This window comes from Allohoeflea poritis (genome assembly GCF_027889715.1).
GTDB classification, from domain to species: Bacteria; Pseudomonadota; Alphaproteobacteria; order Rhizobiales; family Rhizobiaceae; genus Hoeflea_A; species Hoeflea_A poritis.
Genome location: NZ_JAPJZH010000026.1, coordinates 41,671 through 55,153, shown reverse-complemented (window position 1 = coordinate 55,153; position 13,483 = coordinate 41,671). Strand labels below are relative to the sequence as shown.

General features: G+C 61.0%; 14 protein-coding genes. 12 read left to right on the top strand and 2 right to left on the bottom strand.

All coding sequences use genetic code 11. The annotated features are described in order from the left end of the window. Positions 1-236: 236 nt before the first annotated feature. Positions 237-761, bottom strand: a complete 525-nt coding sequence (locus OOZ53_RS25080; protein ID WP_271092532.1) for a GNAT family N-acetyltransferase — start codon at positions 759-761, stop codon at positions 237-239. A gap of 6 nt (positions 762-767) precedes the next feature. Beyond that, positions 768-1,298 carry a helix-turn-helix domain-containing protein gene (locus OOZ53_RS25075; protein WP_271092531.1) on the bottom strand — a complete coding sequence of 177 codons (531 nt, stop codon included), beginning with the start codon at positions 1,296-1,298 and terminating at the stop codon, positions 768-770. 377 nt (positions 1,299-1,675) lie between these two features. On the opposite strand from OOZ53_RS25075, the gene OOZ53_RS25070 reads away from it, so the two are divergent. From OOZ53_RS25070 to OOZ53_RS25015, 12 genes are all read left to right on the top strand, one after another. Then, on the top strand, positions 1,676-3,364 hold the full coding sequence (locus OOZ53_RS25070; RefSeq protein ID WP_271092530.1) for a SulP family inorganic anion transporter: 1,689 nt from the start codon (positions 1,676-1,678) through the stop codon (positions 3,362-3,364). Between the two features lie 74 nt (positions 3,365-3,438). Continuing rightward, positions 3,439-4,233, top strand: coding sequence for a glutathione S-transferase family protein (locus OOZ53_RS25065; protein ID WP_271092529.1), 795 nt, complete (start codon positions 3,439-3,441; stop codon positions 4,231-4,233). A gap of 77 nt (positions 4,234-4,310) precedes the next feature. After that, positions 4,311-4,682, top strand: a complete 372-nt coding sequence (locus OOZ53_RS25060; protein WP_271092528.1) for an ArsR/SmtB family transcription factor — start codon at positions 4,311-4,313, stop codon at positions 4,680-4,682. Continuing rightward, complete coding sequence (locus OOZ53_RS25055) at positions 4,675-5,169, top strand: SRPBCC family protein (protein ID WP_271092527.1); 495 nt, start codon at positions 4,675-4,677, stop codon at positions 5,167-5,169. The genes OOZ53_RS25060 and OOZ53_RS25055 overlap by 8 nt, the downstream gene beginning before the upstream one ends. A 242-nt stretch (positions 5,170-5,411) precedes the next feature. Then, the gene (gene pseB, locus OOZ53_RS25050) at positions 5,412-6,410 is read left to right on the top strand and encodes a UDP-N-acetylglucosamine 4,6-dehydratase (inverting) (RefSeq protein ID WP_271092526.1); all 999 of its coding nucleotides are present in this window, start codon (positions 5,412-5,414) and stop codon (positions 6,408-6,410) included. After that, the gene (gene pseC / locus OOZ53_RS25045) at positions 6,410-7,555 is read left to right on the top strand and encodes a UDP-4-amino-4,6-dideoxy-N-acetyl-beta-L-altrosamine transaminase (protein ID WP_271092525.1); all 1,146 of its coding nucleotides are present in this window, start codon (positions 6,410-6,412) and stop codon (positions 7,553-7,555) included. Before pseB ends, pseC begins: the two co-directional genes overlap by 1 nt. A gap of 28 nt (positions 7,556-7,583) precedes the next feature. Next, positions 7,584-8,657 (top strand): pseudaminic acid synthase, encoded by a 1,074-nt coding sequence (gene pseI, locus OOZ53_RS25040; protein ID WP_271092524.1) that lies wholly within the window; start codon positions 7,584-7,586, stop codon positions 8,655-8,657. After that, entirely contained in the window at positions 8,654-9,346 is a 693-nt protein-coding gene (pseF, locus tag OOZ53_RS25035) for a pseudaminic acid cytidylyltransferase (RefSeq protein WP_271092523.1), read from the top strand. Before pseI ends, pseF begins: the two co-directional genes overlap by 4 nt. After that, a complete protein-coding gene (locus OOZ53_RS25030; RefSeq protein WP_271092522.1) occupies positions 9,343-10,227 on the top strand; it encodes a class I SAM-dependent methyltransferase in 885 nt (294 codons plus the stop codon). The genes pseF and OOZ53_RS25030 overlap by 4 nt, the downstream gene beginning before the upstream one ends. Before the next feature lie 2 nt (positions 10,228-10,229). Further along, entirely contained in the window at positions 10,230-10,880 is a 651-nt protein-coding gene (locus tag OOZ53_RS25025) for a GNAT family N-acetyltransferase (RefSeq protein ID WP_271092521.1), read from the top strand. Then, positions 10,877-12,790, top strand: a complete 1,914-nt coding sequence (locus OOZ53_RS25020) for an NAD-dependent epimerase/dehydratase family protein (protein WP_271092520.1) — start codon at positions 10,877-10,879, stop codon at positions 12,788-12,790. Before OOZ53_RS25025 ends, OOZ53_RS25020 begins: the two co-directional genes overlap by 4 nt. Beyond that, complete coding sequence (locus OOZ53_RS25015; protein WP_271092519.1) at positions 12,774-13,454, top strand: HAD family hydrolase; 681 nt, start codon at positions 12,774-12,776, stop codon at positions 13,452-13,454. The genes OOZ53_RS25020 and OOZ53_RS25015 overlap by 17 nt, the downstream gene beginning before the upstream one ends. Positions 13,455-13,483 lie beyond the last annotated feature (29 nt).

Below are 13,483 nucleotides of genomic sequence, written 5' to 3'. Positions count from 1 at the left end.
GCTCCAGACAATCGAATCTGGATACCCATGAATCACACATCAAACCAAAAATGAATCCTGAATGTCGATTAGACCTAACCCATATAGGTATGTGTCATGGCTGTTTCAAAAGCCTGAATATTAAAAAACGGACAGAATTGGCCGGCAGGCGCTTGCCACGCAGAAGGCAACATTCCGCCGGAGCGCAAGCAGGCCAGGCAAAGGCCCGCACCAAGCCCGGCCCTGGCCCTGGCCGTCTACAGCTGCTTGTACATGAGTGTCGTCGCCTCAAGCCGACCATCGATGGGATCCCTCGCAAATCCCGGAATGGCCCCGGCCCGCGCAAAACCGAGCGATGCATATAATCTTTCCGCCTCCGCACTCGCCGTATCGAGCGTCAGCAACATCCGCCCGCGCGCGCGGGCATGGCATTCGAGATCGCGCATAAGCGCCCTCGCGATACCCCGCCGCCGGAAGGAGGGGTGGACTATCAGCTTGAGAACCTCGCCACGGTGCGGCTGGTTGGGCGGCATGTCGCAATCGAGTTGAACAGTCCCGGCCACCGCATCGCCTGCCATCGCGACCAGCAGGAGCCGCCTGTCGCCATCGAGTGAAGGCAGGACCGCATCAAGCCAGAACCGTCTTGAGTCTTCCATCGTATGGGGCTGCACGAAACTGATGCTGGCGCCACCGTTGACACTCGCATTCAGCACTTGCGCGAACCCATCGACATGTCGCCGGAGCGTTTCATCGTTCACCTTGAAGATTTCGAACCCGTTCATCCGGCCTCACACGATCACAAGAAGATATCGGGCCGCCTGTTCTTTGCCGGTGCTGAACCTGCTTGCGCCGCGCAGCCGGTAGCGCAGACAGTCGCCCTCGTTCAGCAGAAAGTCCTCGCCATGAATCGTAAGCTTCAGGCAGCCTTCAAGCATATAGAGGTGATGCTCGATATCGTGATCGGGCGGATGGGGATAGTCGATTGCCTCATCCGCCGCGAGCCGGCATTCGACCATTTCCGCGGCCAGGGCCTGAGACGGCGGTGATATGTTCTTTCGCAGGAAGCCGTTCTTCGGATCCTGCCATGTCTGCTGGCTCTCGCACGGCACCAGCGGCACAAAGCCCGTCTCCACCATCGCCATCAGGCGCGACATGGTCAGGCCGAAGGCGGAACACAACTTGCCGAGCACCTGCGCCGTCGGACTGACCTCCGCATTCTCCAGGCGCGACAGTGTCGCCCTGCTCACGCCGCAACGCTCGCAAAGTGCTTCCAGAGACCAGCCACGTTCCAGCCGCAATGTTTTCAGGCGGTCCGCCATTGCGCGATCAAGGGCCTCAGCTGATACGACGCCATCTCTCATATACGGGAATTTATCTCATTTAAGAAACAATGTACACCATTGACCGTTCTTATTTGCAGCGCACCGAGCTTCTTTGCTGTTTTGTGGCTATTGCCACAGTTTGGCAACGGACAGTGGGGCTAGAAGACAACCCTGCGACAGCGGCATCGAATACCGGCTATACCGCGCGCCTGGGTGATCCGGTCTTGATGACCGCTGTCGTTGCCACCTTCCCGGCACCAAACCACCTCCCCCTCGCCTTTTCCCGACGACACATGATATTGCTCGCCATGTAACGTGCGTGCGCGCAAAGACGAAAATGGGGACTGCGGACGGCGATGTCGGCTATTCATGAGATGGCAGCGCGACTGCGTATCAGGCCGCTCGCCGGCATGCTGCCCCTGCAACGCTCGCAGATACCGTCCGAAATCATCGCCGGCTTCACGCTTGCAGCCCTCGCTATCCCCGAGGTCATGGGCTACGCGAATATTGCCGGCATGCCGGTCATCACCGGCCTGTATACGTTGCTGATACCGGCCGCGCTCTTCGCGTTACTGGGATCCTCGCGCCATCTTGTGGTCGGTGCGGATTCGGCGACCGCGGCAATCCTGGCAAGCGGACTTGCCGGCATGGCGGCTATCGGCTCGGCAGAATATGTCGCTCTTGCCGGCCTGCTCGCGCTCATCGTCGGCCTTATGCTTTTTGCGGCAAGCGCCATCGGTCTCGGCTTCATGGCCGATTTCCTTTCGCGGACCGTTCTTGTCGGTTTTCTGACGGGGGTCGGCATTCAAGTCGCCTTGCGCGCTGTTTCCGACCTTTTCGGGTTCCACGCACCGCACCGCGGCACCATCATGATGTTGTGGCTGGATGTCGAGCGCTCGTTCAATATCAATACGCCGGCCGTGCTTCTCGCTGTCGCAGTCCTTGCCGTCATCATAGGCGGGCACCTGCTGTCGAAAAGGCTGAAACGCAACATTCCCGGCGCCATGATTGCCGTCATCGGAGCGATCGTGGTGAGTTGGGCGCTCGACCTGGGCAAATTCATGCCGCTGGTCGGCAGCATCCCCATGGGCTTGCCGAGCCTTGGCTTTCCGAATGTCGAACTCAGCTTTGCGCTCATCTGGCAACTGCTTCCCACCGCCCTTGCCATGCTGATCGTCATCCTGGCACAGAGCGCCGCGACGGCGCGGGCCTATGCGGCGCGCTATCACGAGAAGCTTCAGGAGACACAGGACCTGACGGCGCTCGGCGCTGCGAATCTCGGCGCCGGCCTTACCGGAACCTTTGTCGTCAACGGCAGCCCGACAAAGACCGAAATGGTCGACAGCGCCGGCGGCAGGAGCCAGTTGTCGCTGCTGGCGGCTGCGCTGGTCGCCCTCGTCACACTGCTTTTCCTGACCCGTCCGCTGAGCTATCTGCCGCAGGCGGTCCTGTCGGCCGTCGTCTTCCTGATCGGCCTCAAGCTCATTGATGTCCGTGGCATGCGTGACATTTACCGCAGGCGGCGCTCGGAATTCTGGGTAGCGCTGATCACGGCTGCGGTCGTTGTCGCCTTCGGGGTCGAGCAAGGCATCATATTCGCGATCCTGTTTTCGCTGGTGGTGCACACAAGACATGGCTACCGCCCGAAGGATCTTCTGCTTGTGCGCGAGACGTCCGGCCGCTGGCGCGCCAGGTCGCTCGACACCAATGCCCAGGCCTTGCCCGGCCTGCTGATCTACCGCTTCGGCCACAGCATGTACTATGCCAATGCCGAACGCATGAAGGACGAGGTTCTGGAACTTGCCGAACGGGCCGAGCCGCCGTTGAAATGGCTCTGCATCGACGTATCGGCCGTCGATGATGTTGACTACACCGCCGCCGCCGCACTGCACGAAATACATGAGACACTCAGCGCCCGACCGGTGACGCTGGTTTTTGCGCAGGACGTCGATGACATTAATACCGGGAGCCATCGGCAATTGCGCGAGCGTTTCGGCAATGCCCCGTTCTTCGATTCACTCGATGAGGTGCTGGACCACTTTGGGCAAGACGACAAGGATTGACCGTAAAGCGGTACAATCGTATCAAATGTCGATACATTGATTGTGTCGAGATACCACTGTGGCAAGGAACGCATATGCTCAAGCTCTACCACAACGGAAACTCCGTATGCTCCATCAAGGCCCGCATCGTGCTCGCGGAGAAACAACTGGAATGGGAAAGCGTTCATATCAGCCTTCCCGATGGCGAACAGCTTACGCCGGAGTTTTTGAAGATAAATCCGAAAGGTGTTGTGCCGGTACTCGAACATGACGGTCGCCGCATCTTCGAATCGAGCATCATCGCCGAATATGTCGACACGCTCTCGGACACCAACCCGCTGATGCCGGAAGATCCCTATCTCCAGGCCAGGACCCGCGTGTGGGGCACCAATACCCTCGAATATCACGACCACGTCAACACGCTGACCTTCGCCAGCTACCAGAGAACGATGCTGCTCAAGAAGCCGGCCGAAGAACTGGAAGCCCGCTACGCCAAGCTGCCCAACCGCATCAGGGCGCGCAAACTGCGCGATCTGATCGAGAACGGCCCGTCATCCGACTACGTGCCCGTGGCCTTCGGCGGGCTTTCGAAAATGTGCGCCAGCATTGAGGCCGAACTGGAAAACGGTCCGTGGCTCATGGGCGATGACTTTTCGCTCGCCGACACATTGCCGCTTTCATACATATACCGGATCGAGTGCCTCGGCCTTGAAGGCCTCTGGGAATCCCGCTTCCCGCGGGTCACCGACTGGTATCGCCGTTTGAAGGCCAGACCTTCCATGGATCAGGCTGTCGGCCCCTACCTTAATGAGGCGCAGCTCGCCGGGATCAAGGCCGAGGGGCGGCGGGCTTTTCTGTCCGACGACAGGTTCTCAGAATATCTGTCCTGACTTCCGGACTCACAGCTCCTGCAAGAGCGTTGAACGGCCTGGTTGACAGTGCCCACAATTTATATAACCATTGAGTTATGAAACTGAGTGATTATGAATCGCAACCTGAAAATCTCGATGCCGTCTTCGCGGCACTCGCAGATCCGACCCGCCGCTCGATTCTTGCGCGCCTTGCCACCGGAGAGGCTTCGGTCGGTGAGCTGGCCGAACCGTTCGAGATAAGTCAGCCGGCGATCTCCAAACATCTCAAGGTCCTCGAACGGGCCGGATTGATCGAGCGCGAAATCGACCGCCAGCGCCGTCCCGCGCGGCTTAACGCCGCCCCGATGCAGGCCGCCATAGGCTGGCTTGAGGAATTCAGGCGGTTCTGGTCATCCAGCTTCGATGAACTGGACGGCCTTCTGGAAGAGTTGAAACAGGCCGAACCAAAGGGAGCCGCAGATGAGTGAATTGCCGACCTATGTGCTGGAACGCGAATTTGACGCCCCGAGGCAGACTGTGTGGCGGACCTGGACGGAACCCGAGCTGCTTTCGCGCTGGTACGGCCCGAACGTCGAGACCATTGTTCATCAACTGGATGTCAGGCCGGGCGGTCTTTGGCTCAATGAAATGCAGTGGGGTGGCAATTCGAACTACGAACGCGTCGAATACACGGAAGTGATCCCGCCTGAGCGCCTTGTCTGGCTGCATTCGGTTGCCGATGCCGAATGGAACGTGATTGCCAATCCGATGATGCCCGACTGGCCGCGTGTCCTGCTGACGATCGTGACCTTCGAGGATGTCGGCGGCCGCACGAAAATGCGCCTGACCTGGACCCCGCATGAGGCAAGCGACGCTGAAATCGCCTGTTTCGCCGCGGCAATGGAAGGCATCGGCAAAGGCTGGGGCGCCGGCATGGACCTGCTTGCCGGGATTCTCGAGGAATTGCAAGGATAGGCTCACGCGCGACGCGACGGACTGCCGAACCTTCAGGCAACCGCACGATCCGCAAGGCTCGCTCCAGCCCGGTATGCGATTCTCCGCACGCCTGGCGGCATGGGCGGATGTTGCCGGGCGGGCGTACAAGGCGAGCCCTCGGCTGTCGGTTGCGCCTAAACGGATCCGATTTCCGTTCGCCCGGACCGCTTCTCTGCCCACACACCGGACAACGGAACATCATGTAGGACAGACCGACAAGAATGCTGACAAACGCCTCTATTCTCGTTACCGGCGGCACAGGCTCATTTGGTCACGCTTTCGTTCCGCAGACCCTCAAGAAATACGATCCCCGGCGTCTCGTCATATTTTCCCGCGATGAGATGAAGCAGTGGGAAATGGCCAAAAGATTCGACGGTGACAAACGCCTCAGATTCTTCATCGGCGATGTGCGCGACAAGGACCGGCTCTATCGCGCGCTCGACGGTGTCGACTACGTTGTCCATGCGGCAGCGACCAAGATCGTCCCGACAGCCGAATACAATCCGTTCGAATGCATCAAGACCAATGTCAACGGCGCGATGAACCTGATCGATGCCTGCATCGACAAGGGTGTGAAGCGCGTCGTGGCGCTGTCGACCGACAAGGCATCAAGCCCCATCAACCTTTACGGCGCCTCCAAACTTGCATCAGATAAACTGTTCGTTGCCGGCAACTCCTATGCGGGCGAGCACGACACCCGCTTTGCCGTCGTGCGATACGGCAATGTGATGGGCTCGCGCGGCTCCGTCATTCCGTTCTTCATGTCGGTACGCGAAAAGGGCGTGCTGCCGATCACCGATCCGCGCATGACGCGTTTCATGATCTCGCTCGAGCAGGGCGTGGAGCTCGTCTGGCACGCCTTCGAGGACATGGTCGGCGGCGAGATCTATGTGAAGAAGATTCCATCCATGAAGGTCACCGACATCGCTCGTGTCATCGCCCCGGACGCAGAGCAGGAAATCATCGGCATCCGCCCGGGTGAGAAGGTGCACGAGCAGATGGTGGGCATCGAGGATGCGCCCTACACCTACGAATATCCGGGGCATTTCAAGATCCTGCCGGTGATCAACAACTGGGCGTCCGATCCCTACCGGATCAAGGATGGCGTCCGGGTGGCCGAAGGCTTCACCTATGCCAGCGACAACAACACCGAATGGATGTGCGACGCCGAACTCAATAGCTGGATCGAGGTGAACCAGAACAGGATCGGTGCCATATAATGATCCCCTATGGCAGGCAGGATATCCGGCAGGACGACATCGACGCGGTGGCCGACGTCCTGCGGTCCGATTTCCTCACCCAGGGACCTGCCGTGCCGCACTTCGAATCCGCGATTGCCGCCAGGGTAGACGCGGCGCACGCGGTCGCGGTGAACAGCGCCACCTCCGCCCTGCATATCGCCTGTGTCGCCCTCGGCCTTGGGCCGGACGACCTTTTGTGGACATCGCCCGTAACCTTCGTTGCCTCAGCCAATTGCGCCCGCTACTGCGGAGCGCAGGTCGACTTTGTCGACATCGATCCCGCGACCGGAAATATGTGCCCCTCACGGCTGGAGGAAAAACTCGAACAGGCCGCTTCCGCAGACCGGCTTCCCAAAATCATCATCCCCGTTCATCTGGCCGGGCTCTCATGCGACATGGCCGCCATCGGCGCCCTTGCTGCCCGCTACGGGGTGCGCGTCATCGAGGACGCGTCACATGCCGTCGGCGCATCCTGTGGCGGCGGGCCGGTCGGCAGTTGCGAATACAGCGACATTGCCGTGTTCAGCTTTCACCCGGTCAAGATCGTCACTACGGGCGAAGGCGGCGTGGCCGTGACACAGGATGCCGAGCTGGCGTCCCATATGGCGCGCCTGAGAAGTCACGGCATCACGCGCGATCCGGAGCTTATGACGCATGCGCCGGACGGGCCCTGGTACTACCAGCAGATCGAGCTCGGCTGGAACTACCGCATGACGGACATCCAGGCTGCGCTGGGTCATGCGCAACTCGCCCGGTTGGAGGACTATGTCGCGCGGCGCAATGCGCTGGCGGACCGGTATGACCGGATGCTGGGTGGAATGCCGATATCCAGGCCCGGGCGCACCACTGCCTCCCGATCGGCATTTCATCTTTACATCGTACGAATATCCGCCGAACGGCATCGCGCGGTCTTTGAAGGCTTGCGCGCTTCGGGAATTGGAGTGAACCTTCATTACATCCCCGTGCATCTGCAGCCTTATTATCGCGATCTCGGCTTTTCCGACGGCGACTTCCCGGAAGCCGAGCGCTACTACGCCGAGGCAATCAGCCTGCCGCTCTTTCCGGCGATGACTGAGGCGATGCAGGATGAGGTGGTCGATGCCCTGGCCGGGCTCTTGAATTGAAGCCGGTGACGCGAATGCGGAGTGATCGATGAAACAGCCAGCAACGATAAAGATCGCCGGCCGCCGGATCGGGCCGGATCAACCGCCCTATGTGATCGCCGAAATGTCCGGCAATCACAATGGCGACCTGGCGCGGACATTCCGGATCCTCGAAGCCGCGAAAGAAGCCGGCGCGGACGCCGTCAAACTGCAGACCTACCGCCCGGACACGATTACCATCGATCACGACGGACCGGAATTCGTCGTCGATGGCGGCCTGTGGGACGGCCGGCGGCTGTTCGAGCTCTACGAGGAAGCACACACGCCCTGGGAATGGCACCCTGAGATATTTGCCAGGGCACGCGAAATCGGCATCACCGTGTTCTCCTCACCCTTCGATCCGACGGCTGTCGACTTTCTCGAAGGCCTCGACGCGCCGGCCTACAAGGTGGCGTCGCCGGAGATCATCGACCTTCCCCTGATCCGGAAGATCGCCGGCACCGGAAAACCGATGATCATCTCGACAGGCATGGCAAGCCTTGACGAGATCGGTGAAGCGCTGGCTGCCGCACGTTCGGGCGGCGCTGAAGATATTGTACTGCTGCATTGCACGGCGGCCTATCCGACACCGCCGGAGGAAGCCAATCTGGCGACGATACCGGATCTCCGGGAGCGCTTCGGCGTCGTTACCGGTCTTTCGGATCACACGCTCGGCACCGCCGTTGCCACGACCGCCATAGCGCTCGGAGCGGCGGTGATCGAAAAGCACTTTACCCTCGCAAGGTCGGACGGCGGTGTCGACAGCGCCTTCTCGCTGGAGCCGGCGGAACTCGCCGAACTTGTCGAAAACGCGCGCATCGCGCAAGCCGCCATGGGCCAGCCAATGTATCATCCGACCCGATCCGAGGCTTCTGTCTTGAAGAACCGGCGTTCGCTGTACATCATGAAGCCGGTGGCGCGGGATGAGATCTTCACCAGCGACAATGTGCGATCGATCCGCCCGGGCCTCGGTCTCAAACCGAAGCACCTCGATGCCGTTCTCGGCCGCAAGGCGGCGCGCGATCTGGAATTCGGCGAGCCGCTCGATGTTTCAATGATCGCCGGCGGACTGGACGTGCAATGACAGCAAGCGTCGCGATCATCCCGGCGCGCGGCGGCAGCAAACGGATCCCGCGCAAGAACATCCGGCGTTTTCGCGGCCGGCCGATCATCGCCTGGTCCGTGGAAGCCGCGCTGGAATCCGGCGCATTCGATGAGGTCATGGTCAGCACCGATGATGAGGAAATCGCCTCGGTCGCGCGGTCCTGCGGCGCTCTGGTTCCCTTCATGCGATCGGCGGGCACGGCCGACGACACAGCAACGACGAGCGACGTGTTGCTTGAGGTTCTTGATCGCTACCGCGCCTCGGGTCGTGAGTTCGCGTTCGGTTGCTGCATCTATCCCACCGCGCCCTTCATGCGCTCAAGCGACATTACCGACGGGAAGCGGCGGCTCGCCGCGGACGGGTTCGACGTCATCATGCCGGTCGCGGCCTTCAGCTACCCCATCTGGCGCTCGCTGAACCGCGACCCGGAAGGGCGGCTCCGGATGAATTTTCCGGAAAACCTGAACACGCGGTCGCAGGACTTGCCACCCGCCTTTCATGACGCCGGTCAGTGGTACTGGTTCAAGACGGACGTGTTCTTGCGCGAAAGGGTCCTGTTGGGGCCGAATACCGGGTCGGTCGTCCTGCCGTCGACCCAGGTGCAGGACATAGACACGGAGGAAGACTGGACGATTGCCGAGTGGAAGCACGAGAGGATCTTCGGATGAACGATCCGCGTCTCCAGCGGCACGAACTGGGCTTTCTGGAAGTCGCGGACAAGCCGTCCGCCGCGGAACTCGCCGCCTATTACAGGAACACCTATTTCCAGAACGAAAAGGGAAACTATCGCACCGTCTACCCGCCGGAGGAACTCGAGGTCATCGGGCTTCGCATCGAACAGCGCCGCGCGTGGGCGCTGGAGCTTCTGGGCCGCGAACGGCCTGGCAGTATCCTCGATGTCGGCTGCGGCGAAGGCTTCGTTCTCGCAGCGTTCGAGAGCCTGGGCTGGCAGGTCGAAGGGATCGATTTCAGCCGCGCGGGCGTCGAAGCCATGAACCCTGCCATTGCCGATCGTGTCGAAGATGGCGATCTGTTTTCAATCCTCGAGCGCCGCATAGCGGAAGGTGAACGCCACGATCTGGTGTGGCTCGCAAATGTGCTCGAACATGTTCTCGAACCGGTCGACCTTCTCGAACTTCTGCACCGGTTGGTGAAGCCGGGCGGAATGCTCGTTGTGACCGTTCCGAACGACGGCAACGCCTTTCACGATGAACTGCTTGAAAGCTGCGCCATTGCGGACCGGTTCTGGATCGCCATTCCCGATCACATGTCCTATTTCACGGCCGAAAGCCTGAAACGCACGGCCGAGGCGACCGGGTGGGACTGCCGGGACATGCAGGCCGATTTTCCGATTGATCTCTTTCTGGCCCATGAGGGCTCCAACTATGTTCGCGACCGTTCGAAAGGACCGGCGGCGCACAGCGCACGCCTGCAGCTCGAACGCCTCATCGGCGCCGCAGGTGTCGCGGCGGCCGGCCGTTTCTATTCGGCTCTCGCCGATGTCGGGCTTGGCCGGAACATCACCGCCTTTCTTTCGCCCCGGAGCTGATCGTGCAACATGGGAACGTCGACAGGAAGGATCACGGCATGATCCCAGAGCACAATCCCGAAGACAACGGCGCGGGCGCCTATCACTGCATGCCGCAGACAGAGTTGCGCGACGGATCGCTCGCGGTTCGCGCGGTTGAGCCGGAGCATATCGAGACGATACGACAATGGCGCAATGCACAGGTGGACGTCCTGCGGCAAGCCGAACCGATCACACCGGAAGCGCAACAAAGCTACTTTGAACAAACGATCTGGCCGGACAAGCAAGTAGAAAATCCGCGCAACATTTTGCTCATTTACCTGCGCGAGGGGCAACCGGTCGGCTATGGAGGCCTGGTCCACATTGCCTGGGAACACAAGCGGGCCGAGCTTTCCTTCCTGCTCGATCCGAAGCATGAACGCCAGAGCGAAAGCCGTGCCGCCCTGTTCGCTCGTTTCCTCCAGCTCATGAAACGCCTCGCATTCGAGGACCTCGGGCTGAACCGTCTCTACACCGAGACCTACGCGATCCGCCGGCAGCACATGGAAACGCTGGAACAGGCCGGATTTTGCAGGGAAGGTTGCCTGAGGCAGCATGTGCACCTGGATGGGCGGCCGGTCGATTCGATAATGCACGGATGCATCGCCGGCGACGAGGGAGAACAGACAAGGTGAAGGGCCGGAGAGTCTTTGTCAGCGGCGGTGCGGGCGTCATCGGCCTCGAGATGGTCGCCCAGCTCGTCGATCGCGGCGCCGAGGTTCTGGTCGGCGACCTCAAGCCGCGACCATCACAGTTTCCCCCGCAGGTTCGATACCGGCAAGGCGACTTGAATGGCATGGGGCGAGAGGAACTCGGCGCCTTCGGGCCGGATATATTCATCCATCTCGCGGCGACCTTCGAGCGTTCCACCGAGTCCGCGGAATTCTGGAGTGAAAACTTCAGGCACAACATTCGGCTCAGCCATCACCTGATGACGATCGCCCGCGACCTGCCCAGCCTGAAAAGGGTGATTTTCGCCTCGTCCTATCTCATCTACGATCCCGACCTCTATCAGTTTGAAACGGCGCAGGCGGCGCCGGTCGCGCTTGCCGAAGCCGATCCGGTCCGGCCACGCAACCTGACCGGCATGGCAAAGCTGGCCCATGAGATCGAACTGCAGTTTCTGGACGGTTTCGACCGCTACGGGTTCACGACCGTCATGGCGCGCATCTATCGCGGATACGGCCGCAATTCGCGCGATGTCATCTCGCGTTGGGTCCGTGCCCTGCTTCACGGCGAACCGATCACCGTGTTCCGGCCCGAGGGGCTGTTCGACTACATCTATGCGAAGGATTCGGCCGAAGGCCTATTGCGGCTCGCGGCCTGCGAGCAGGTGACGGGCATCATCAATCTTGGAACGGGCCGGGCGCGCAGGGTCTCGGACATTGTCGAGATACTGCGCGGCCATTTCCCGGATATGAAAGCGGAAACCGCGGATTCCGACATCCCGTTCGAAGCGTCTCAAGCGGACGTCAATAAGCTCGAGACGGCACTCGGCTGGGTGCCCGGTTACGATCTTGAAACCGCCATACCGGAAATCATCGCCCATGAGCGCGCCAGGCTCCATGCGACGGAAACCAAGGGCAAACACCGAAACGTGCTGATCACCAGCGCTTCCAGAAAGGCGCCGCTCGTGCGCGCCATGAAGCAGGCGGCGGCGCGAATATCGGCCGACGCCAGGGTGATCGCCGGCGATATGGACCCCGACGCGCCGGCACGGCACGCCGCGGACGGTTTCTGGCAGATGCCGCGCCTCGATTCGGTATCGCCCGGAGAGCTGATCGAAGCGTGCCGCAAACACGAGATCGGAACCGTCCTGCCCACGCGCGACGGTGAGTTGCTGTTTTGGGCAAAGGCGAGGGACGCCTTCGCCGAGGCCGGGATCGACATCATCGTCTCGCCGCCCCAAAGCGTGGAACGCTGCCTCGACAAGCTCGCTTTCACGCAATTCGGCGCCGAGGCAGGTCTGCCCTTCATTCCGGCCTCGACCGATACGGATTCTCTTGCCGCAACGCGATTTGTGGTGAAGGAGCGCTTCGGTGCCGGATCGCTTGGCATCGGTCTTGATCTTGACCGCGAAGAGGCACTTTCGCATGCCGCGCGCCTGGCCGCACCGATCTTCCAGCCCTTTGTCGCCGGGCCTGAAATCAGCATTGATGCATGGATGGACAACGCCCACCGTCCGCGCGGCCTTATCCTGCGGCGGCGTGACAGGGTCGTCGGCGGTGAATCGCAGACGACGACGACTTTCCGCGATCCCGAGATCGAAGAAAAGGCCCGGCAGGTCCTTGGCGCATTGCAATTGCGCGGCCCCGTGGTGCTTCAGGCCATCGTTACGGATGACGGCGAATTGAATGTCATCGAGTGCAACGCACGCTTCGGCGGCGCATCGACCGCATCCATCGCCGCCGGGCTCGATTCCCTTTATTGGAGCCTCGCCGAATTTCACATGCCGGATGCCCCGCAGCATTTCCATCGGATCGCGGGCGAGCTGCGCCAGGTGCGCATGCCCGAGGATATCATCCTCCATGATCCTGATCTTTGACCTCGACGACACGCTCTACGACGAGCGCAGCTTCGTGATCAGCGGTTTGCGGGCGGTGGCAAACCATGGCGAAGCCGAGTTCGGCTGGGACGCAGAAACGTCGCTGCAATTCATGACCGGGATTCTCGACCGCAAGGGCCGCGGCAGCATCTTCGACGACTGGCTCGCCGCGCAGGGCGAATGCACCAGAGGACGCGTGAAGGAGTGTGTGAAGGTCTACCGTCACCACCGGCCGGCACTGTCTCTTTTTCCGGCCGCGCGTGCAGTCCTCGACCGCTACCGCACCGTCTTTCCGCTCTATCTCGTCACCGACGGGCACAAGATCGTTCAGAAGAACAAGGTCGATGCGCTCGGGCTTTGGCCGGATTTCCGGCGGGTCATGATCACCAACCGCTTCGGCAGGCACAACGCCAAACCCTCCACCCACTGTTTCGAACGGATCCGGAAAGGCGAACGCTGCGACTGGTCCGATATGATCTATGTCGGCGACAACCCATCCAAGGACTTCGTCAATCTTAACCGCATTGGCGCCAGAACAGTCAGGGTGCTGACCGGCATACACCGCGACCGCAAAGCGAGCCCCGAATTCGATGCGCAGAATACGATTACCGATCTCGACGCATTGCCGGCGCTGCTGGATGAGCTGATTGCGGCCGCGACCTGAGCGCAACGGCCCCCGGATCAGCCACGCAC